The sequence below is a fragment of the Adhaeribacter terreus genome (genome assembly GCF_042657365.1).
GTDB classification, from domain to species: domain Bacteria; phylum Bacteroidota; class Bacteroidia; order Cytophagales; family Hymenobacteraceae; genus Adhaeribacter_A; species Adhaeribacter_A terreus.
Window position 1 is genome coordinate 124369 of the sequence record NZ_JBHSKT010000008.1, and the last position, 21566, is coordinate 145934.

General features: G+C 42.1%; 24 protein-coding genes. 9 read left to right on the forward strand and 15 right to left on the reverse strand.

Going from position 1 to position 21566, the window contains the following annotated elements; translation table 11 throughout:
• Positions 1-43: 43 nt before the first annotated feature.
• The 7 genes from ACFPIB_RS13860 to ACFPIB_RS13890 form a co-directional block, all read right to left on the reverse strand.
• Positions 44-1003, reverse strand: a complete 960-nt coding sequence (locus ACFPIB_RS13860) for a DUF6119 family protein (protein ID WP_378018058.1) — start codon at positions 1001-1003, stop codon at positions 44-46.
• Positions 1004-1024: 21 nt separating this feature from the next.
• Positions 1025-1813 (reverse strand): DUF6119 family protein, encoded by a 789-nt coding sequence (locus tag ACFPIB_RS13865; RefSeq protein WP_378018059.1) that lies wholly within the window; start codon positions 1811-1813, stop codon positions 1025-1027.
• A 190-nt stretch (positions 1814-2003) separates the two neighbouring features.
• Positions 2004-2327, reverse strand: a complete 324-nt coding sequence (locus ACFPIB_RS13870; protein ID WP_378018060.1) for a type II toxin-antitoxin system PemK/MazF family toxin — start codon at positions 2325-2327, stop codon at positions 2004-2006.
• A complete protein-coding gene (locus ACFPIB_RS13875) occupies positions 2318-2563 on the reverse strand; it encodes an AbrB/MazE/SpoVT family DNA-binding domain-containing protein (protein WP_378018061.1) in 246 nt (81 codons plus the stop codon). Before ACFPIB_RS13875 ends, ACFPIB_RS13870 begins: the two co-directional genes overlap by 10 nt.
• A gap of 141 nt (positions 2564-2704) precedes the next feature.
• The gene (locus ACFPIB_RS13880) at positions 2705-3118 is read right to left on the reverse strand and encodes a VOC family protein (protein WP_378018062.1); all 414 of its coding nucleotides are present in this window, start codon (positions 3116-3118) and stop codon (positions 2705-2707) included.
• 181 nt (positions 3119-3299) lie between these two features.
• Positions 3300-4082 carry an ABC transporter ATP-binding protein gene (locus ACFPIB_RS13885; RefSeq protein WP_378018063.1) on the reverse strand — a complete coding sequence of 261 codons (783 nt, stop codon included), beginning with the start codon at positions 4080-4082 and terminating at the stop codon, positions 3300-3302.
• Positions 4083-4181: 99 nt separating this feature from the next.
• Entirely contained in the window at positions 4182-4910 is a 729-nt protein-coding gene (locus tag ACFPIB_RS13890; protein WP_378018064.1) for an MlaE family ABC transporter permease, read from the reverse strand.
• Positions 4911-4993: 83 nt separating this feature from the next.
• Between ACFPIB_RS13890 and ACFPIB_RS13895 the strand changes: the two genes are divergently transcribed.
• Positions 4994-5704 carry an SDR family NAD(P)-dependent oxidoreductase gene (locus ACFPIB_RS13895; RefSeq protein ID WP_378018065.1) on the forward strand — a complete coding sequence of 237 codons (711 nt, stop codon included), beginning with the start codon at positions 4994-4996 and terminating at the stop codon, positions 5702-5704.
• 135 nt (positions 5705-5839) lie between these two features.
• Here ACFPIB_RS13895 and ACFPIB_RS13900 read toward each other — a convergent pair whose 3' ends face one another.
• Complete coding sequence (locus ACFPIB_RS13900; RefSeq protein ID WP_378018066.1) at positions 5840-6580, reverse strand: head GIN domain-containing protein; 741 nt, start codon at positions 6578-6580, stop codon at positions 5840-5842.
• A 222-nt stretch (positions 6581-6802) separates the two neighbouring features.
• Here ACFPIB_RS13900 and ACFPIB_RS13905 point away from each other — a divergent pair, with 222 nt between their 5' ends.
• The 6 genes from ACFPIB_RS13905 to dnaN all read left to right on the forward strand — a co-directional run bounded on the left by ACFPIB_RS13905 (position 6803) and on the right by dnaN (position 13482).
• Positions 6803-7513 carry an SDR family oxidoreductase gene (locus ACFPIB_RS13905; protein WP_378018067.1) on the forward strand — a complete coding sequence of 237 codons (711 nt, stop codon included), beginning with the start codon at positions 6803-6805 and terminating at the stop codon, positions 7511-7513.
• Positions 7514-7655: 142 nt separating this feature from the next.
• Positions 7656-8567 carry a gliding motility-associated ABC transporter ATP-binding subunit GldA gene (gldA, locus tag ACFPIB_RS13910; protein WP_378018068.1) on the forward strand — a complete coding sequence of 304 codons (912 nt, stop codon included), beginning with the start codon at positions 7656-7658 and terminating at the stop codon, positions 8565-8567.
• Between the two features lie 158 nt (positions 8568-8725).
• On the forward strand, positions 8726-9454 hold the full coding sequence (gene gldF, locus ACFPIB_RS13915; protein WP_378018069.1) for a gliding motility-associated ABC transporter permease subunit GldF: 729 nt from the start codon (positions 8726-8728) through the stop codon (positions 9452-9454).
• Complete coding sequence (gene gldG, locus ACFPIB_RS13920; RefSeq protein ID WP_378018070.1) at positions 9448-11145, forward strand: gliding motility-associated ABC transporter substrate-binding protein GldG; 1698 nt, start codon at positions 9448-9450, stop codon at positions 11143-11145. The genes gldF and gldG overlap by 7 nt, the downstream gene beginning before the upstream one ends.
• A 187-nt stretch (positions 11146-11332) precedes the next feature.
• A complete protein-coding gene (locus ACFPIB_RS13925; RefSeq protein ID WP_378018071.1) occupies positions 11333-12283 on the forward strand; it encodes a DUF4340 domain-containing protein in 951 nt (316 codons plus the stop codon).
• A gap of 74 nt (positions 12284-12357) precedes the next feature.
• Positions 12358-13482, forward strand: a complete 1125-nt coding sequence (gene dnaN, locus ACFPIB_RS13930) for a DNA polymerase III subunit beta (protein ID WP_378018072.1) — start codon at positions 12358-12360, stop codon at positions 13480-13482.
• A 134-nt stretch (positions 13483-13616) separates the two neighbouring features.
• Here dnaN and ACFPIB_RS13935 read toward each other — a convergent pair whose 3' ends face one another.
• Both ACFPIB_RS13935 and ACFPIB_RS13940 read right to left on the reverse strand, forming a co-directional pair.
• A complete protein-coding gene (locus ACFPIB_RS13935; RefSeq protein ID WP_378018073.1) occupies positions 13617-14081 on the reverse strand; it encodes a hypothetical protein in 465 nt (154 codons plus the stop codon).
• Between the two features lie 74 nt (positions 14082-14155).
• A complete protein-coding gene (locus ACFPIB_RS13940; RefSeq protein WP_378018074.1) occupies positions 14156-14620 on the reverse strand; it encodes a DUF1801 domain-containing protein in 465 nt (154 codons plus the stop codon).
• Between the two features lie 440 nt (positions 14621-15060).
• On the opposite strand from ACFPIB_RS13940, the gene ACFPIB_RS13945 reads away from it, so the two are divergent.
• Positions 15061-15456 (forward strand): hypothetical protein, encoded by a 396-nt coding sequence (locus ACFPIB_RS13945; protein ID WP_378018075.1) that lies wholly within the window; start codon positions 15061-15063, stop codon positions 15454-15456.
• A 106-nt stretch (positions 15457-15562) separates the two neighbouring features.
• On the opposite strand, the gene ACFPIB_RS13950 is transcribed toward ACFPIB_RS13945, so the two are convergent.
• Entirely contained in the window at positions 15563-16603 is a 1041-nt protein-coding gene (locus ACFPIB_RS13950; RefSeq protein WP_378018076.1) for an endonuclease/exonuclease/phosphatase family protein, read from the reverse strand.
• Between the two features lie 65 nt (positions 16604-16668).
• Here ACFPIB_RS13950 and gldC point away from each other — a divergent pair, with 65 nt between their 5' ends.
• Entirely contained in the window at positions 16669-16998 is a 330-nt protein-coding gene (gldC, locus tag ACFPIB_RS13955; RefSeq protein WP_378018077.1) for a gliding motility protein GldC, read from the forward strand.
• A 73-nt stretch (positions 16999-17071) separates the two neighbouring features.
• Here gldC and ACFPIB_RS13960 read toward each other — a convergent pair whose 3' ends face one another.
• From ACFPIB_RS13960 to ACFPIB_RS13975, 4 genes are all read right to left on the reverse strand, one after another.
• Complete coding sequence (locus ACFPIB_RS13960; RefSeq protein WP_378018078.1) at positions 17072-17632, reverse strand: hypothetical protein; 561 nt, start codon at positions 17630-17632, stop codon at positions 17072-17074.
• A 284-nt stretch (positions 17633-17916) separates the two neighbouring features.
• Positions 17917-19194 carry an imidazolonepropionase gene (gene hutI, locus ACFPIB_RS13965; RefSeq protein WP_378018079.1) on the reverse strand — a complete coding sequence of 426 codons (1278 nt, stop codon included), beginning with the start codon at positions 19192-19194 and terminating at the stop codon, positions 17917-17919.
• A gap of 152 nt (positions 19195-19346) precedes the next feature.
• Positions 19347-19883 carry a dCTP deaminase gene (dcd, locus tag ACFPIB_RS13970; RefSeq protein ID WP_378018080.1) on the reverse strand — a complete coding sequence of 179 codons (537 nt, stop codon included), beginning with the start codon at positions 19881-19883 and terminating at the stop codon, positions 19347-19349.
• A 91-nt stretch (positions 19884-19974) separates the two neighbouring features.
• Positions 19975-21462 (reverse strand): hypothetical protein, encoded by a 1488-nt coding sequence (locus ACFPIB_RS13975; RefSeq protein WP_378018081.1) that lies wholly within the window; start codon positions 21460-21462, stop codon positions 19975-19977.
• Positions 21463-21566: the final 104 nt, after the last annotated feature.

The following is a 21566-nucleotide window of genomic DNA, read 5'->3' on the forward strand; positions in this document are numbered from 1 at the left end:
TTATTGGGGTAAAGTTGTTAAGGTATTAATTATACAATTTCTTCTATTTAATTGAAGCTTTTATTTCAATTGTTTTTAAAGGGTAACTATTACTTTGCATTTCCCTCATGCTTTGGATAATTGAAAATTTAGCAATGTTTGATTTGAAGTCTTCGATATTTTCTGAAACCTTTTTATTGTTCTTTTTATGGCAAAAAGCAATTACGTAAATTATTTCTTTTTCGAATTTTTTTAAGAATTCATCCTTACTAATCGATTGTTTTAAATTTCCGCTTTTTAATAATCTTTCAAAGACTTCAGTTAAAAATTTCGAATCCGATTTTAAATCGTTCCAAAGTCGATTTGAAGATATTGAAACTTGATTGGTTAAGTCTCTAATTTTTGCATCAAATCCTTCCTTTACATGAATTAAATATATCTTATCATCAGATTCATAAAGTAAATCACAAAGTTCAATATGTTGGCCTAAGATTTTATCCATTACAATGAATCCTTCAGTATTTATGTATTGTAAATTATATTCACCTTCATCCATTTCATCAAGTGGCCATGGCGTAGTCAATGGATGTGAGGACCATTCATTAATTTTTATCATGGTTGAGCATTGATCATTTATAGCTTTGATAAAATCCCCACGAACTTTATACCAATTATCATCAATTAAAAAGTATGGAGAATTTAGTATCGATATTTCACATGTAATATGATTAATAAAGGGCGCTTCAGTTTTTTTTAATTCCCCTACATAGCCACGAACTCTGATACCAGATATATTTTTTATAAAGTCCCAAGGGTCATTTGGATCTACATTTTCATAAAGTGCTTTTAAGGTTTCATAGTAGATGGTACTTCTATCCCTTGTCTCATAAAATGGATTTTTAGCACCTTTTGCATATACTCTATAGATGTCACATTCATAAAATGCTGTCAGCTTTTGCGGATGCACAAAATCATAATCCAACTGCATTGACTTATTTGAGCCAGGTGTATTAAATCTAACCATGTCATCTCTTAAGTGTGTATATTACGCTTGCTTTAAATTTTGTTCACAAAAGTATTGGTCTTGAATTCTTTCAAATCTACTAAGCGGGTTTCCTTGTTTACTTTTTAATACCTCTACTATTCTCAAAAGCAATGCATGAGTTTGTTCAAACGAAATTTTCCATTTTAAAGAAAACGATGTTCCAACCTCCAAATAAACATTCTCATTTGTGTCAAAATTGATAAAGTCAAAAACTGAATCTTTTAATTCCTGCCGTAACTGAAGATTTAATTTATTAGGTACTCTTCCAATTTGTAAGGAGTCTAAAAGTTTCTGCTCGTTTCTATAAGTAATCGTTTCGGAAGTTAGGTTTCCTGTTACTCCTCGGGACATTACGGAATATAATACATCATTTTCTGGTTCAGCTAATTTTTCATAGAGGTCTAATCCAAAAGAATGGTTTATAAACCTCTTAATTGCTGAAATCCCTTTGCCTCCAATTATAGCAAAAATGTGATTTTCAATTTGGGCAAAAAGTACGAAGGAAGTGCTTTGGACTATAAAATCATATCCTTCCGTAATAGGTTTTGGCAAGAAGTTTTTCCAAGTGGACTCTTGCTCAATAGCATTAAAAACATATAAGGAATATGTTACCTTATCAATTATTAATTTAGTCAGTTTACTACTTATTGTATAATGGTTTTTGAATTTATCTTTATGATAGTTTATGATATGTTCAATTTTTTTATCACCAGAACCTTTATCTGCTAATTCAAAGAATTCAGTATTTATTTGGTAAATCTTGACATCGTTATGGCTTACTGGAATCATGAATCATTTAATTGAATAACATTCGATAGCTAAGTGGTAATTAAAACATCCTTAGCAATATAGCAAAATTTCTATTCATAAAAGAGAGCGTTGTTAAAAATGCTTTAATTAGAGAAAGCACCTCTCAAAACGCACAAAAAAGTCAGGCCACTTCCGCAACCTGACTTTTCCACCTCAAAACCCTATCGTTTTAATCTACAAACGTTTCCTTCAATATCTTCTTACAAGCAGCAACTTCCGAACTATTCAGCTGCCCCAATTTCTTTACCACGCGCACTTTATCAATCGTCCGGATCTGGTCTATTACCACCCAGCCGGTTTGGTTATTGTGCTTTACTTTTAAGCGGGTAGGGTAGAGCTTGCTGGCGCTGGTCATGGGTGCAATTACCAGCGTGCGCAGGTTATGGTTCATTTCGTTTGGCGAAACAACTACACAAGGCCGGGTTTTCTGAATTTCGCTGCCTAAAGTTGGGTCCAGGTTGACCAGCAAAATGTCGTACTGGTTTATTTCCATTCTTCGAAGCTTTCGTCTTCAAACACATCATTCATTAATAACTGGTCGTCGCCGGCGGCGTGCATTTTCTTAAAAGCTTTGTCCCAGCCTTTGCGCGGTTCTTCCACCGGCTTCAGAATGATCTGGTTTTCTTCCAGGATCAGTTCTACCTTATCCTGAATATTATATTTCTCCAGAATAGCCTTGCTGAGCCGTAGACCTTTAGAGTTGCCTATTTGAATGATGTTCGCTTCCATGATCTAAGAATTGTAATTACAAAGTTATTACAATAACGTTGCCGTCCTAATTTAAGTTTAGCAAAACGCTACTCAAACCACACAAAAAAGTCAGGCCACTTCCGCTGCCTGACTTTTTCACTTCAAAACCATAGCATTTTTCTACTTCGGCAATTTGCTGAAATCCATATAAAGCGCATTCCAACGGTGGCCGTCCGGATCTATAAAGCCGCAGCCGTACATCCAGCCCTGAATTTCTTCGGGTTTGCCAAAAAGGGTGCCGCCGGCGGCTTCGGCTTTGCGGGCAATTTCATCTACTTCTTCGCGACTTTCAGCATCGAAGGAGAGAATGACTTCGGAACCTTGGGATGCATCGGCAATCTCGGCGCGGATAAAAGTTTTAAACGTTTCTTCCAGCACCAACATGATCATCACCTTCTTTTCCCCGATAGACATGCCAGCCATACTCGGGTTATTTTCATTGTGCGGATGCACGTTGAAGCCTATTTTCGTGAAGAATTCCCGCGATCTGGTAAGGTCTTTTACCGGCAGGTTGATCCAGATTTCTTTGGTCATAGTTTTAGCTTTTAAGAGAGTGAAATGCTGAAAATTAATGATTTAAAATAAGGTCTGAAAATAATTGGAGTAATATTTAATTGCTTGCTTGTTTATCGAAGGGCTGAAAACGGTAGGCAAATAAAGCAAAAAAGTCAGGCCGCGCGTGCAGTCTGACTTTTTCGGGTTTCGTTTTTAACGTTTATAATTCTTCCAGGTCGCCGCCTTCGTCTTCCACTTTTTTAGCGGCGCGCATCAGGCTGTTGGCGAAAATAAAATTGTTCAGCTCCTTTACGTTCGTATCCATGATATTGTCTTTGGTACCTTCCCAAAGCTTTAAACCGTCGTGTAGGAACATAATATGGTCGCCGATCTCGATCACCGAGTTCATATCGTGGGTTACAATTATGGTGGTGATGTTGTATTCCTTGGTGATCTCATAGATCAGTTCGTCAATTTTAATGGACGTTAGCGGATCGAGGCCGGAGTTTGGTTCGTCGCAGAAAAGGTAGGTACAGTTAGGAGCAATGGCACGGGCAATGCCCACGCGTTTTTTCATCCCACCGGAAAGTTCAGAAGGCATCTTTTTATGCGCTGCTTCCAGGCCAACCCGTTTCAGGCAGAAATCTACCCGTTCCAGGCGTTCTTCGCGGGTCATATCTGGCGTTAGCATTTTCAGCGGAAATTCTACGTTTTCCTGCACTGTCATGGAGTCAAAAAGTGCACTGCCTTGGAAAAGCATACCGATCTTGCGGCGGATTTCCTGTTTCAGGTCGAGGCGGTTATTGGTAAAAACTTTGCCATCGTAAGTAATGCTTCCCAGGTCTGGTTTTAACAGCCCGACAATACATTGCAATAAAACGCTTTTTCCCGTGCCGGAAGCACCCAGTAAAAGCGTGGTTTTGCCAGTTTCAAAAACGCCGTCAATGCCTTTCAGCACTTCCACGCCATTAAAAGATTTATGAATATTATGAATTTCGATCATTACTAATGATTAGTGAATAATGATTAGTGATTAGTAAATAAAGTGTTTTTGAAAAATTAATTTCTGAAAAACTAATCATTATTCACTAATCACTAATCACTAAAGTAAAACTTGTGCGCAAACGTAATCGGCCAGCAGTACGCCGATAATGCTGTTCGTTACCGCTTTGGTACTCGCTTCACCAACTTCCAGCGCGCCGCCTTTCGTAAAAAAGCCCTGGTAGGCAGAAATAGAAGCGATCAGGAAGGCAAAAACCACCGATTTTATGAGCGCGAAAGTAATGTTGTAAGGAATAAAAGCATCGCGCAGACCTTCTACGTACTCCTGCGGGGTTAAAGAACCGGTTAACGTTCCGGCTACGTAACCCCCCAGAATAGAAAGCGTCATGGCTAGAATTACCAGCAGCGGGAACATGGCAATTGCCGCCAGAATTTTAGGCAGCACCAGGTACGATGTAGAATTAATGCCCATAACTTCCAGCGCATCTATTTGTTCTGTTATACGCATGGTTCCTAAACCGCCTGCAATATTAGAACCAACTTTACCGGCTAGTACAATAGAAGTAATGGTAGGAGCTAGTTCCAGGATCGTCATTTCGCGTACCATAAATCCGATAGTGGAACGCGGAATTAAGGCATTGGTAAGGTTATAAGCGATCTGTACGCAGGTTACGGCGCCAATAAAAGTAGATACAATGGCTACAATGGAAACTGAGCTGATCCCGATCAAAACCGCTTCGTCGATAAAACGGCGGGAAAGAATTTTAAGCGATTCGCCGCGAATAAATTGGGAAGATAAAAATAAAAGGTAGTTACCGAGGGTCTTCATGCAGAAGTTTAAAAGTGCTTTGTTAAGAGTTCAATAATTTAGAATTGCTTATATTACGTTGAAATTTGATCAAACGCTCAAAGATGCAAAAATATATTTTAGTTACCGGCGGAACCAAGGGAATTGGTCGTGCCATTATCGAAAAATTTGCCACCGAAGGCTTCCATATCATTACCTGCGCGCGGGGCGAAAAAGATCTCGAAAACCTGAAACTGGAAATCGAAAGGAAGTACACTTTCTCCAAAGTGCATTACTTTGCCGCTGACCTCGGGATGGAAAATGAACGCAAGGCTTTCCTGGAATTTGTGAGTAACCTGCACGTAAAAATTGAAGTGCTGGTAAACAACACCGGTGTTTTTATTCCCGGAAAAATTATAGACGAAGCCGATGATGTTTTGCCAACCATGATGGCTACAAACTTGTATTCTGCATACTATCTTACCAAAGGCGTTTTGCCCGATATGATCAAGCGCAAACACGGCCACATCTTCAATATTTGTTCCACCGCCAGCATTCGCGCTTACCCGAACGGAGGCTCTTACAGCATTACCAAATTTGCTATGTACGGCATGACCAAGTGTTTGCGCGAAGAAGTGAAAGAGTTTGGGGTGAAAGTTACAGCCATCCTGCCAGGCGCTACTTACACGGCCAGCTGGGAAGGGGTAGATCTGCCCGTGGAACGTTTTATGAAGTCCGAAGACGTAGCTGAAGTGGTTTATGCAACCTATATATTGTCAAAGAATTCGGTGGTGGAAGAGATCCTGATCCGGCCTCAATTAGGCGATATTGTTTAAAAAAGTGCTTAAACTATAGGGTGAAGTAATTGTTTATAAATATCTGATTTTAAATTTTATAAACTATTGAAATTGTCTTTAAAATGGCAAGGCTAAAATCTTTAGCAAATAGTTTTAGCAGCCAAAACGATACCGTTATTTTACCTGAATAAGCTGGCCTTCACCGTTACCTTGCCTTGACACTTTGTCAGGCTGGTTTTTATAGTAAACATTGGCTTTATTTTCGATCGTGGCACTTAAAAGATCTGTGGCTTCTATGTAAGCATCGCCTAAATGGGTAACAAGAATATTGGCTTTTTTGTTTTGCAGACCGGAAGCCTGAAGGCGGCCCATGCTGTAATTAAAGGCGTTCAGTTTACCATTGGTGCCCTGCAGTTTCATGTCGCCGGTTTCATACATATCGAGCCAGAGGGTTCTGGTTTTCAGGGTTAAGTCGTAGTCGCCGGCCGAGGTCAGGTGCAGAAATAAGGAGTCGGATGGTAATGTACCTTCGCTTGAAATAGTACCAAAACCATCCTGGAAAATATCGGTGAGTTTTAATGCGTGAACAGTAACTTCGAGCGGCTTTTTATAGCTTCTCACCCAGTTGCATTTGTTGATATTCTGTAGCCAGAGTTCGCCGTTTTTTACTTCCGCCTGAATATTTTCCTGCAGGTTTTCGCCGGCCCTTACTTCCACAAAATGCGCGGTGTCGGCCACGATCTTTACGTTCAGGTTGTCGGAAACTTTCAGTCTCCGGAATTCCGGAAGGCTACGGGTTTCAGTAACGATCTTGCCGGTACTTTTCACGCAATCGAAAGCATTTTCCTGTTGGCAGCTATTCAGTAAAACGGTATGGAAAAGCAGGGAGAAAGTCAGGAGCCGCTGAAAATGCATGATCGGGAAAGGAAATTCTTTTGAAATATTACGGTTTTGTTAAGTCAGCCAGGCTGATTTTTACCGGCAAAAACGGTAGGGTTTGGATGCAAAAAGTCAATATTTGTTTCCGGAGCAAGCAGCGTTTCAGGGTATTTCAGTGTTTATAGCTGCCGGAGGTGAAGGGTAAGCGCATTTTTTTTATCGTAAGCGAGTTTCTAACTTCACCCAAAAATTAAAGCTATGCATACAAATCTGGAAGGAAAGTTAATCATTATTACCGGCGTGAGCAAAGGCATTGGCCTGGCCACCGCCAAAGCCTTGCTGGAAAATGGCGCCATTGTAGCGGGGTGGGGCAGAAGCAAGCCGCAACTCAGCCACGCAAATTTTCACTTTTTCCCAACCGATGTGCAGGATCAGAACTCGGTGGAAGATGCTTTTAAAGAAACAACCCAAAAGCTGGGTTCCGATTTTTTTGGCTTAATAAATAACGCCGGATTGGGAATTACTGCCAAATTCGAAGAACTTTCGGTGGAAGATTGGCATACCATGTTCCGGACAAATGTCGATGGAATTTTCTATTGCACGCGCCTGGTTTTGCCGGAAATGAAACGGCTGGAAAGCGGCCATATTATCAATATATCGTCTATTGCAGGTACCACCGGTATCGAGGAAATGAGCGGATATTGTGCCACCAAACATGCAGTTCGCGGTATTTCGCAGTCGCTTTATAAAGAAGTGCGCAATTTCGGCATTAAAGTTACCTGCATTTATCCGGGCTCGGTGCAAACCAATTTCTTCGATAACATTGATTCCGTTACGGCCAACGAAAATATGATGCAGCCCGAAGACATTGCTTCCACCATGCTGCACGTGCTCCAATCTTCGCCGAATTATCATCACGTAGATATTGAAGTGCGCCCGTTAATGCCCAAAGGCAAACAAAAACGGTAGGGAAAAGCACGAAAAAACTCGTAATTTCGCTTTTTGAATGCATGCCGTTTTCAGGTAAAAAATACTTGCAGACGGAATTAAGCGTTTCAATAACAGATTTAGAAAATTTCTAATTCTTAATTTCTAATTTTTAATTAGTTCAGTGTCTGTTGAAGTAAAAAACCTGATCAAAATATATGGTTCGCAACGCGCCGTAGATGATATTTCCTTTACGGTGAAAAGCGGCGAGATCGTAGGTTTCCTGGGGCCAAATGGCGCCGGCAAATCTACTACCATGAAAATTGCGACCTGTTATGTGCCGCCAACTTCGGGTACGGTAAAAGTGTGTGGTTTCGATGTAGAGGAAAACCCGGTGGAAGTACGCAAACACGTTGGTTACCTGCCGGAGCACAACCCGCTTTACCTCGATATGTATGTGAAAGAATACCTCGAATTTATCGGTTCGCTGCATAATTTGTCGGGTTCAGCCTTACAGAAACGGGTTAAGGAAATGGTAGATCTGGTAGGTTTACAACTGGAACAAGGCAAAAAGATCGGCGCTTTAAGTAAAGGTTACCGTCAAAGGGTTGGTCTGGCGCAGGCGCTGGTGCATAACCCCGATGTATTAATTCTCGATGAGCCAACCACCGGTCTCGATCCGAACCAGATCCAGGAGATCCGCACGGTTATCAAAAATATCGGCCGCGAAAAAACGGTTATTTTCTCCACGCACATCATGCAGGAAGTGGCCGCCATTTGCGATAGAGTCGTGATCATAAACCGCGGAAAACTGGTAGCCGATAGCAGCGTTGCCGACCTGGAAAGCAACACCAAAGGCCAGCGCGTAACCATTGCAGAATTTGAAAGTGCAGCCGATGAACGTTTACTGCAGGCTTTGCCGCAGGTAAAAGAAGTGAAGAAGCTGGAAGGCAACAGCTACCGCATCGTTTCCGCCAAAACCGAAGATCCGCGCGCTGCTATATCCAAATTGGCCGCCGAACAAAACTGGATCTTATTAGGCCTGCGCCAGGAAGAAAATTCCTTAGAAAAAGTATTCCAGCAGTTAACGAAATAGTGATTAGTGAATAATGATTAGTGACTAGTTATCGCTAACTATATAATCACGAAACGCTATGGATTTGAATATAAAAAGTAATAAGATGATAAGTTTTAAGAAAATGCCTTGCGCAATTTACTAATCACTAATCACTAATCATTATTCACTAAAAATACATGTTTGCAATTCTTCGCAAAGAAATAAACAGCTTCCTTAATTCCCTGATCGCGTATATCGTGATCGGGGTTTTTCTGGTGGTTACCGGGCTTTATACTTGGTTTTTGCCTCAAAGCAATATACTAGATTTTGGCTACGCCGATCTGCAGCCGCTTTTCGCCATTGCGCCTTGGGTTTTCCTTTTTCTTATTCCGGCTATTACCATGCGTTCGTTTGCCGAAGAAAAGAAAGCCGGCACCATTGAGTTGCTTTTAACCCGCCCCGTAACCGATCTGCAGATCATTCTGGGTAAATATTTTGCCTGTTTGCTGCTGGTACTTTTCGCCCTGTTGCCTACACTTATTTACTATGTTTCGGTTTATTACTTAGGCGAGCCTAAAGGAAACATCGATTCAGCCGGCGTGTTCGGCTCTTACATCGGTTTGGTTTTATTAGCGGCGGTTTTTACAGCAATTGGCATTTTCGCATCCAGCATCAGTAAAGACCAGATCATTTCGTTTATCGTGGCGGTGTTGCTTTGTTTCATCGTTTACACCGGTTTCGATATGCTGGCTTCCATAGATGTTTGGGGCCCGCTTTCTTATTTTATTTCTTACCTGGGCATTCAGTATCATTACGAAACTATCAGCAAAGGCCTGATCGATTCGCGCGATGTATTGTATTTTGTAAGCGTGAGTGCCTTGATGATTGTAGCCACTAAACTGGTTTTGGAGAGCAGAAAATGGTAGCAGAAAACACCAAAAAAGTCCGTAACCGGAAAACCCACGAAATTATCCGGTTCTTTATTCTGGCTGGTATCATTGTATTACTGAACGTACTGGCCACGCAGGTTTTCTACCGTTTAGATCTTACCGAAGATCAGCGGTACAGCATTTCCCCGGCTTCTAAAAAACTGCTGAAAAACCTCGACGATGTGGTTTATGTAGAAGTTTACCTGGAAGGCGAATTCCCGGCGGGTTTCAAGCGTTTACAGAGTTCTATTAAAGAAAAGCTCGACGAGTTCCGCATTTATTCCGGCCAGAATATTCAGTACAAATTCGTAGACCCAAGTGCCAGCCCCGACGCTAAAGCTCGCAACGAATTCTATATGCAGCTGGCTAAAAAAGGCCTGCAGCCAACCAACCTGAATGCCATGGAAGGCGATAAACGCGTGGAGAAGATCATTTTTCCGGGCGCGATCGTTTCTTACAAAGGCAAGGAAATTCCGGTTTTATTGCTGAAAGGAAACCAGGCTGCAACGCCTGAGCAACGCCTCAACCAAAGCGTGGAAGGGGTGGAGTACGAACTTGCTTCGGCCATCCGCAAGCTTACCGTTAAAAAACGTAAAAAAATTGCTTTTCTGGAAGGCCACGGCGAACTGAACGTGCTGGAAGTTTCGAGCCTGATGAACGCGCTGAGCGAATATTACGACGTAGACCGCGTAGACCTGACCACCAGAAATACGCTGGAAGATTTCGATGCTATTGTTTTGGCCAAACCAACTGAACGTTTTGGCGAACCCGATAAATTCAAGATCGACCAGTTCCTGGTGAAAGGCGGCAACGTGTTTTTGTTGTATGACCCGATGAATATCAGCCTCGACAGCATTGGCGAGAAAGGCACTTTTTCCTTTCCGTACAATACCAATTTAGACGATCTGTTTTTCCGTTTCGGTTTCCGGATGAACGGCGACATGATCCAGGATCTGAGCTCAGGCTTTATTCCGATGGTGGTTGGTTTTGTAGGCAATCAGCCGCAAACGCAAATGACACCGTGGCGCTATTTCCCACTCATTAATAATTTCAGCAAGCATCCGGTCACCAAAAATCTTGATGCCGTTTACACCAAATTCGTAAGCACCATCGACACCGTTAAAGCGGATGGCATCCGGAAAACGCCTCTGATGTTTACCTCGCGTTATTCCCGCATTTTGCCGGCTCCTGTACGGGTTAATTTCAACGAAGCCCGCTTAGATGTAAATCCGAGGGTGTTTACCAAAGGTCCGCTGCCTGTAGCTTATATCCTGGAAGGTTCTTTCCGCTCACTATACAAAAACCGTTTGGCGCCTGAAAAACAGCAGCAGGTCGGTTTCGTGGAAGTTGGCAAGCCGGGTAAGCTGGTTATTGTTTCCGACGGCGACCTGATCAGAAACGACATTAATAAAAAGACTAATACGCCTTTAGAACTGGGTTACGACCGTTTTGCCGGCGTTCAATTCGGTAATAAGGAATTTGCCATGAACGCGCTTGATTATATGCTCGATGAAAGCGGCCTGATCGTGGTGCGTACCAAAGAAATTGTATTGCGTCCGCTGGATAAAGTAAAGCTGAAAGAAGAACGCACCCGCTGGCAGCTCATTAATATTGTGCTTCCACTTATGTTGTTAGGTCTTTATGGCATCGTAAGATTCTACCTGCGCAAACGCAAATACGCCAGATAAGAATTTTTAAAACCTCACAGGTCTCTTAGACCTGTGAGGTTTATTTAGTTTAGTTTTTAGTCCCCCTTTGGAGGGGGTAGGGGGAGGACAAGTGTTGAAACTTTACGACCTTTAGAGAAAAAAAACGCTATACTTTTCGGCCTGAAAACTAATGTGCCGGCATAGTATTTTAAGAAATACTGAAAATATGAAATCGAAGAATACCCTGCTTTTAGTTGTGCTTTTGGTACTGGTTGGTGCAGCTGCTTATTTTTTCACCAATAAAGGCAGCGAAAAATCTACCTTAAATTCCAAAGAAACTGCTTTTACCGTAACCGACACCGCTTCTGTAGATAAAATTTTTATTGCTGCTAAAACTGGCGCAAGCAACACCTTAACCCGGCAGAAGAACGGCCGCTGGCTTTTAAACGATAAATATGAAGCCCGACAGGATAAAATAAACTCCTTGCTCGCAACCATGCACCGCATGGAAGTAAAACGCCCTGCCGATAAAGCTTCCCGCAACCTGGCTATCCGCGATTTTGCAACGTTGGGTAAGAAAGTAGAAGTGTACCAGCATGGCGAATTGAGCAAGGTTTTTTACGTAGGCCAAACCACTGACGATAACTTAGGCACTTACTTCATCATGGAAGGTTCCGAAAATCCGTATGTGCTACATATTCCCGGGTTCAACGGTTTCATCAATACCCGCTTCGACATTGCGGAAGCTAACTGGCGCAGCGTACCGGTTTTCCGCAGCAATGCGCAGAGTATTCAGGAACTAAACATCGAATACGTTGGCGATCCGAAGGCTACTCTGAACATCAAACAGAACAACGATCAATATGCTATAGCCGGCCTGAAAGAAACCGACCAGGAAAACGTAAAAGCTTACCTCGATAATTACGCATTTATAAACGGCCAATATTTCCTGCCGAACCCACAGAACCGTGTTTCTGATTCGTTGGCAATAAGTAAACCCGCAGCCATTATTACCCTTACCGATTCTAACCCTGAAAAGTCCCGGACGATCAAACTGTACCCGAAAACCGAAGACTATTTGATCGCGCTGAACGAGAAAAAGAAGGAAGTTATGTCGGTTCAGACCTATGTTTTTAACCGTTTGCTCATTCGGAAAGAAGGTCTCGGAAAAAATTAGCCAGTTACCATAAAATTCGTAGGAAAAAAAGCATTTCTTTATAACTTTGCTTTCATTAAGATAAGACCCTGGGCATGAAATTTATTGTATCTTCTTCTGCTTTACTAAAGCAACTGCAAAGCATAAACGGCGTTGTAGCCAATAATCCGGTAGTTCCAATTCTGGAAAACTTCCTCTTCGATGTGACCGATGGTTTGCTTACCATTACCGCTTCGGACCTGGAAACTTCTATGATAACCGAAATTCCGGTAGAAGCGAAAGAGAATGGCCGCATTGCTGCGCCGGCTCGTATTCTGCTCGATACGCTTAAAAACCTGCCAGACCAGCCGGTAACCTTCACCATCGACGAAGAAACGTACACCATCGAGATCAGTTCTTCGAACGGCCGTTACAAACTTTCCGGCGAAAACGCGACCGATTTCCCGAAAGTACCACAAGTGCGCGGCGGTAATGCCATCGAAATTCCTTCCAACGCGTTGGCCCGTGCTATTAACAAAACTATCTTTGCCGTTTCTACCGACGAACTTCGTCCGGCTATGACCGGTATTTTTGTGCAGCTGAACGAAGGCAACATTACATTTGTAGCCACCGATGGTCACCGTTTGCTGCGTTACCGCCGCAACGATGTTTCTACCGGCGAAACGACTTCGATCATCGTACCGCGCAAAGCCTTTAACTTACTGAAAGCTACTTTGCCAGCCGAGCCAACTTCGGTAAAAGTAGAGTTCAACAATGCCAACGCATTTTTCAGCTTCGATAACATCCGGATGATCTGCCGCCTCATCGATGAGCGTTTCCCGGATTATGAAAACGTTATTCCACAGCACAATCCGAATAAATTACTCATAGATCGTTACGATCTGTTGAGCTCTGTAAAACGTATTTCTATTTATTCGAACAAAACCACCCACCAGGTTCGCCTGAAAATTACGGGTTCTGAATTAGTTATTTCTGCCGAAGATCTGGATTTCAGCAACGAAGCAAGTGAGCGTTTAAGCTGCCAGTACGAAGGCGAGGACATGGAGATCGGTTTCAACGCCAAATTCCTGATCGAAATGCTGAACAACATCGATGCCGATGAAGTGAACTTAGAACTTTCCACACCAAACCGCGCCGGTTTATTAATGCCAGCCGGAATGGATGAAAATGAAAATATCCTGATGCTGGTAATGCCGGTAATGTTGAACAACTACGTATAAAAACGCTAGGGTTTCAGCCCTAAAAAGTTAAAAGGCCTCTGATGAAAATCGGAGGCCTTTTTTTTATTTAATGCTAACGGTTGGGCTAAACGACGGCGAAGCTGACGTTTAGGTGTGGTTGGCAATAAGTTTTTTTATTTTCTTAAAATGTACACAGCACCATTTCGGTTTGTTAACCTTAATTCAGTGAAACTTGCTTTTGGAGTTAAACTTATTTCATAATCGCCGTTAGAAAATGTGTTGTTAGCACCCTTATTAGTATGAATTAAGGTTATTATATTCTTATCGACCATCCATTTAATTTGCTCTTTTTTTACATCTGGATATATTATTTTTCCAAGTTTATTATTTTCTGGATATATTATTTCTCCTTTTCCATCATTTTTAAAACTGATAATTGGGCATACATCACAATGAATTGCTAAACGGCCTCCCTTACTTCTTTCGTAAATCCCCCAATTCCCAAGAATCCATTGAGCAGATTCGATTTCTATTTTTGAGGTGTTAGCCTTTACATCTTCCCTTTTACTTTTTGATTGATTATTCGCGTTGCAGCTGATTAACGCAAAGAGAATAAGGGAAATAAATTTGTTATTCATTTATGATTCAAATTTGTGCCAACTATTGGATAAACAACATAACTACAGTTATCTGCCTTATATCCGTAGGTTTTTTACTTCCGGCTCTTATTCAATTGCTCCTCATAAACTTCGATCCAATCCTGCGGTGTCATTTTCCGGGCTAATTCAGCCAGCAATTCAAAGGGAATATTTTCAGGTTTTTTGAACCGGATGCAGCTTTTACCCATATCCAGTTTCGTTTTTACGTGTTTCGGGTATTCTGAAGTAAACCACTCAAGCAGTTCCGGGTTAGCATAAATGCCCATATGGTACACCGCAATGAAATTCTTTTGCGATGCCAGCCCAATAAAAGGCAATGGGTCTTTGGGATTGCAATGATAGCCCGCCGGAAAGATAGCATGCGGGACTACGTAATTTATCATGCCACCAGCCATCCTTTCTTCAAAGCCATCGGGCAAATTCTCCAAAAGTGTGTTGCGAAGTCTTTCAAAGGCGGTTCTGCGTTCTGTTGGTACTTCTATCAGGTATTCCAGTGGGTTAGGGGCGGTAGATTGCATATTTCTTAAAGAAAAGTTTTAAGAACTTAAGTTACAAAATGACAGCTGAAATCTACTTAACAAACCTGGATATTTATTTTTAACCTTTCGAAGAGTAAGCGTGCGTTTTCCGGCCCGGAGAAACGATTTTAGCTTAAATTTTGTTATTAAAGAGGCAGATAAGAAAATAAGAAAAATAAAAAGGGTAAATTGCCTCTTTCCGATTAAAACCGCGATCTGCACTTTTTTATTTCTTTTCCGTAAACAATCTAAATCCTTTTTCCGGAATTTTCTTTTAATACCGCTGGCAATTACGGCGGCATTTCATTTTATCTGCTCTAAATTAACCTGATGAAGGATAACTTTTAAAGGTTAATGTCTTGTTATTTCTCACTCCGATTTACTGCAATGCATTAGAGCAACCTGTAGTGCCGGATTTTTTTTCACTTAAATATAAGATTATGCTTAAAACTCAAAAACAACATCAGGAATTTAATGCCATGGCCGAACAGGTAATTCAATACGCTGAAAAATCTGGTTACCAGGAAATTAAAGCCGATTTCGTTGGCTATGAAAGTCCGGCATCGCTTACAATGGTGAATAAAGAAATTACCTTCACGCCAGATTTTACTGCCCAACGCGACGGCAAGAAGTTCTATTTTGAATTGGTTGTTAAAAATACCGATGAGTCCGATAACCGTAAACTGATCAGTAAATGGAAAGCGTTGGAAGCAATCGCCAAAATTAAAGGCGGTTTTCTGCAGTTATTTGTACCGAACGGTTGCTTTAAATTTGCCACCGCTTTAGTAAAAGATAATGGAATTGAAGCAAAATTGGTAAAACTACAAACCAGATAAACCTTAAACTTAAGACGGTAGGGTTTTAGCCTCAAAAAGTCATTTAACAAAAAAACTCCGGCAATAATGCCGGAGTTTTACTTTTTAACTGCAAATGCATAGCGTTTTAGCGTGCCTGCAGTTTAATATAGATCGGGAAATGATCGGAATATCCGCCCAAATACTTTTTGCCGGCGTAGGTACGCAATGGCGCCCCGGCAAATTTTCCTTCCTTTTCCTTAATGCGCTCTTCCTGGTAAATTGTTGCCGAATTAGGAATGTAGCTTAACTTCTTATTGGTTAACAGGCTTTTACTCAGCATCATCTGGTCGATCATGTCCCATTCGCCTTTGTAGTAGTAGCTCCCTTTTTTATCTTCGGCCATTTGCGCAAAAGCGTTAAATAACTGACGGTTTGGCTCTGCTTCAGCGTTTTTATTAGCGTTTAGAATGTCGGTAATGGCTTTACTGTCAGGAGTATCGTTGAAGTCGCCCATGAGCAATAATTTTGCGTGTTGGTTCTTAATTTGTTCCTGGTCTACAATATCGCGCACAATTTTAGCAACTGCCTCGCGTTTGGGATCGCTGATTTCAGCACCGCCTCGTTTACTCGGCCAGTGATTTACCAGAATGGTTATCGTATCGTTGTTCACAATTCCTCTTACTTTCAATAAGTCGCGGGTTTTTTCGCTGGCATCGGGCAAGGTTACCGGCACGGCGGTTTCCTCGATCGGGCGGAAAATACCTTCTTTGTAAAATAATGCCACATCAATGCTGCGTTCATCCGGGCCTTCAAAATGAATAACTTTATAATTCCGGGACGCTAAAGCTGGTTGTTTGGCCAGGTCTTCCAGCACTCTTCGGTTCTCTATTTCGCAAACGCCTAAAATTTCCGGACCATCGGCATCGCCCAGCTTTTCAATAACCGAAGCTAGGTTGGTCAGTTTTTGCTGATAGCGCTCCGGCGTCCAATTACTATTGCTGGCTGGCAAAAATTCTTCGTCGTCTTTATTCGGGTCGTTTTCAGTATCAAAGAGGTTTTCGAGGTTATAAAAAGCTACCGAAATTTCTTTTGGTGCAGCGGCAGGAGTAGTGCTCGGAGTTTTCTGACAGCTAAATAAAGCAGAAGCCAGCAGACAGCCGGCCGCAAATTTTACAGGGTATTTCATGGGTTATTTGTTTTCGGGATGCGAATATGCGAAATTTACGGCGGAATTAAATAAACGATACGATTATGAAAAAATCCGAAATATATTTCAGCATTGCCCTGGACGAGAATAACGTACCTGAAGCTATTAGCTGGAGAGCTACCGATGCCGGCGAGAAAATCCATTTTGCTAAAGCCATAAACATCGCTCTTTGGGACCGGGAACAGGCTGGAACCATGAAAATTGACCTTTGGACGAAAGATATGCCGGTAAACGAAATGAAATATTTCTGCATCGATACCATCGGTTCAATGGCCGAAAGCCTGAAAACGGCTACGAACGACGATGTAATGGTAAATAAAATGCGCGCGCTTTGTGAAGAATTATCGAAGCACGTACAGGATACCGCCGAATAAAATGGTATCCTTTTAACGCAAAAAAGTCCTTCCGCTTTTGCAGAAGGACTTTTTTTATGGTATTCAGCTCAAATTAACGGCTCGCAACTGCATTTTCAGTTCCAGCGGTTTCGTCATCGTCGTTATCGGCTAAGTTATCTTTTTCTACTTTAGAGGTAGCGCCTTCCAGATATCCGCCGTTGGCATAGTCCTTATCGAATTTGTAATAAGAAGGGCGGTTGCCAAAATAGGTCGAATATTGTTCGGTACTCAGCAAGTTTTCCAGCTCCTTATCGCGGTCTTTACAAACGCCTTTACAATCATTATCGATCTGGGTTACATCGCCGCCAGCAGCCTCAATGGCCATCATCTGGTTTACTTTATCCAGGTTTATCTGGCGCAACGTACGGGCCTGATAGTTATTCAATTTAAGATCCCTGATCATTTTATCGGTCAGGTGGTTGGCACGCTGAACCGCAGAAAGGGATTTGCGGGCAGTAGTAGCTGTAGCGCCAGATTTGGCCGCAGTTTTGGTTTCACCTGAAACTTTTTCCGAGGTTTTACCTTTTTTTGTCTCCGCGATACCGGCTTCTACTGCAATAGAATGCAAGGCAGTAGCAAAAACCAGGCTCGACATTACCAGCATCTTTTTCATAAGTTTTTCCCTTTCTTTTCAGTGATAATTAGATTCTTAAATAGGTAAACAGCGCTTTTTTCAAAAAAGTTGACTTCCTTTATCTTTAACGAAAATAGTGCCAGCTTGGTATTGGTACTAAAGCTATAAAATAGCGGTAATTTTCGGGTATTTGTTAGATTATTTCCGGAATAAGAAATTTAAAAAAAAATAAAGATCCCGGTCATGGAAATTAAGCCAAACCGGGATCTTTCTTAAGAAAAGCCACTTTTTACCTCTAAAACGCTACCATTTTATGCTCATATTTAGAAGCAGTCGTTCAGTAGCGGCCTTGCTTCCCGGAACACTTTCCCTTTCAGGATCACTTTATCAATGGTATCGGTTCCGAACGCATAAGGCATAAAGCTGTAACCCGGAATTTCCTGCGTAATGAAAACGTTGCCAACTTTTCCTTTAGCAATGCTGCCATGCGTTTTCTCCAGCCCTATAGCATACGCAGAATTTATGGTACAAGCGTTAATAACTTCTTCCGGCAGCATTTTCAGTTTTATGCAAGCCAGAGACATGGTAAAAGGCATACTGCCCGAAGGAGAACTGCCCGGGTTGTAATCAGACGCCAGTGCAATTGGTAAACCAGCTTCGATCATTTTGCGGGCCGGCTGGTAATGCAAACCCAGAAAGAAAGCAGCTCCAGGCAATAAGGTAGGCATAGTTTCCGAATGCAGTAAGGCCTCAATTTCAGCTTCACCCACGTGTTCCAGATGATCTACACTTATGGCATTATTGGCTACACCAACCTGCACTCCTCCCGAAGTAGCCAATTGGTTAGCATGAATTTTTGGACGTAAACCATATTTAATACCTTGTTTTAAAATGCGATCGGTTTCCTCGGGAGTGAAAAATCCTTTATCGCAGAACGAATCTACATAATCGGCAAGTCCTTCTGCTGCCACCGCCGGTATCATTTCATTTACGATCAGGTCTATATATTCTTCCCGGGTTTTATCCTTCGGAATTGCATGTGCCCCCAGAAAATTAGCTTTTATCTCGATCAGGTTCAGGTCTTTCAGTCTCCTGATCACGCGTAGCATTTTTAATTCATCGTGCAGCGTAAGCCCGTAACCACTTTTAATTTCCATGGCCCCGGTACCCATATTAATAACTTCGTGCAGGCGTTTTTGCGCGCTCTTAAAAAGTTCTTCTTCCGAAGTATCCTGCAAACGTTTGGCGGAGTTAAGAATACCACCACCGGCGGCAGCAATTTCTTCGTAAGTTTTGCCTTTAATACGGTCCACAAATTCCTGTTCGCGACTGCCGGCATACACAATATGCGTGTGCGAATCTACAAAACACGGAAAAACCAAACGACCGGTAGCATCCATTTCGCTAAAGCCATTATAAAAACGATCGTCCAGCGCGCGGTATTCTTCCATCGTTCCGAAGTTCTCGATCAGGCCGTTTTTAATAATAAGAAAAGCGTTTTTGATGGTTGGCAGCTGCGCCATTGCTACACCGGCAACCCAGCGGCGTGGCTCCGTTTCAGTCTGCACCAGCTCTTTAATATTTTTTATGATCAGATTCATTTTTGAATGATTAATTAATGACTCAAATTTATAATAAGTTGAAACTAAAAACGGTATAGTTTTCAGATAAAAAACTATACCGTTGCAAACTGAAAAGTATGGAAAACTAAATTGCTATCAACAATTAATCATTCATCATTACTCATTACTCATTAGAATTTATTCTTCCACATCATGCTTTCCACCGGTACTGCGGTGCGTTCGTTGTATTTGGCGTTGGCTTTGGCATTATACATATTCTCAATGCCGCCTTTCACTTCAAAATAGATCAGCTGCCCGATCGGCATACCAAAGTAAATACGTACCGGCATGGTTACTGAAATTTCCAAAGTCCAGGTATTGCAGAAACCCACATCGCCTTTACCAGCCGTAGCATGAATATCTATACCCAAGCGGCCAACACTTGATTTTCCTTCCAGAAATGGTACGTGCGCGTGACTTTCGGTATATTCGTGGGTAACACCTAAATAAAGCGTATTCGGCTGCAATACAAAACCTTCCTCCGGAATCTCAAAAACTTCTATCTGGTTGTGTTTGCGGGCATCCAGCACACCATCTTTATAGGTAGCCAGATATTTTCCCAAGTGCACATCGTATGAGTTGGTACCCAGGCAATTGCGGTTAAAAGGCTCCACTACAATAGTGCCTTTTTCCATTTCTTCCAGAATTTGTTTATCGGTCAGGATCATATTACGGTAATAAAAATGCTATGCCTTTAAGGCAAAAAAGTATGGTACAGATGCAAAAGCCAGCTAAATTTTAGCTGGCTTCCGGGTTAATTTAAACTACTTTTATTTTGGCTTTCTTCACCAGCACCCATTGGTCGCCGTTCAGAACAATGTTGCCGGGCGTTTCAGTTATCAGGCGTTGGCCAGAGGCCGGGTCGCCGGAAATGTCGCAAACCGGTTTTAGGTACAGATCAGGATTTTCCAAGGCCAGTTTCTGTTGCGCTTTATCCATCACCATTTCAAAACGGCCTTTCTTTACATCGTTATCCGAAAGCGTAAGTTCAAAAAGCGAGCGGTTTGGGGTGAAATTGCGGGTCACTTCGTCGTTCCAGAAAAAGCCGTTGCGGTCTGGTTTCGAAAGGAAAAATGTTACTTCCTGCAATTCTTCGGCTCCGTTTGTAATTTCATCTGTGCTGTAAGCGGCTGCCGGCAGGGTAAAAGGCGTGAAACCGGTTTCATTTTCCTCTTCCATTTCATCCAGATCGGCTACCATAACTTTTGCCGGCTCCGGTTTAGGAGCAGCCACTGGCGCAGCTTTTGCTACAACCGGTTCCGTTTCAGGTTCAAAATAAGCTGTTTTGGGCACTTCGAAAGGCTTAGGGTGAGAACCTGTCAGTTTCTGCTCCAATACTGAATTTTTGTGCAGCAATTCATCCATTTGCGCATACAAGCCTTCCACTTCGCGGGTCAGGTTTTCCAGTTGCTTTCTCAGGGCCAGGTCATTGGTCGTTTCCGTGGAGGTGGCAACCGCAACTTTGGAAATTACGGGGCCGTCGGTCTTTTTCTGAAAATTGTTGTTCACGTAGTTACGTAACGCCGGAACCTCTTTCAGTTTAGCCGAAACAGCAAAAGCCAGGGCAGTGCCACTTAAAACCAAAGCCAGCCAGGTTAACCAATCGCGGCGCGGTGCTTTTTCCTGGAAAACTTCTTCCGGAGTAGCTGCTGTATTGATAACTGGTTGGGTAGAATCGGCGGATAAAGCGGTTTCATCTTCTGCCACTTCTATTTTGTTGTTCTGCGCCACAGGAGCGGCTTCTTCAACAATCGAATCAGTAGCATCAAGACCGTGTTGTTTTCCCGAGGCGTCTACATAAAGCGCCACGCCTTTTTTATTGATCTGCTGCAGCGATTTAATAAGCTGAATTTTATCGTCTTTGGTCAGGCTGCTGATAAAAAATTCGAAATCTTTGTTGATCAGAATATCGGCCAGGCCTTTTTCGAAAGACGCCAGATCGTAACGGCCATTACCGAATTTTTTCTTGAATTTCTCCGAAACGTCGTTATAATTCAGGAACAGTTTTTTGAAAGCGGCATTCCCTTCAAAATCATCGAAAGTTTTGCGGGTTTTAAAATCAGCCTGCGTAACCGGGAATTTTTTTCGCGGATATTTCCGGTCATACACATACTCGATGGTCCGGAAATTCAGTTTATCTACAGTTTTATCGAAAAGATCTTTGTTTTTCTGGTCAAGATCCTGTGCAGAAACCAAGCCTGCAGCAAAAGTGAGTACAAATAATAAAAGGGTACTGAGCTTATTCATAAAAGAAAACGGCAATAAAAACACCGGGCGGAATAGCCCGGTGCAGATTTAACTTCAAAATTACAGTTTTCTGAAAAACGGTAGCTTTTTTTATACAAAAACTT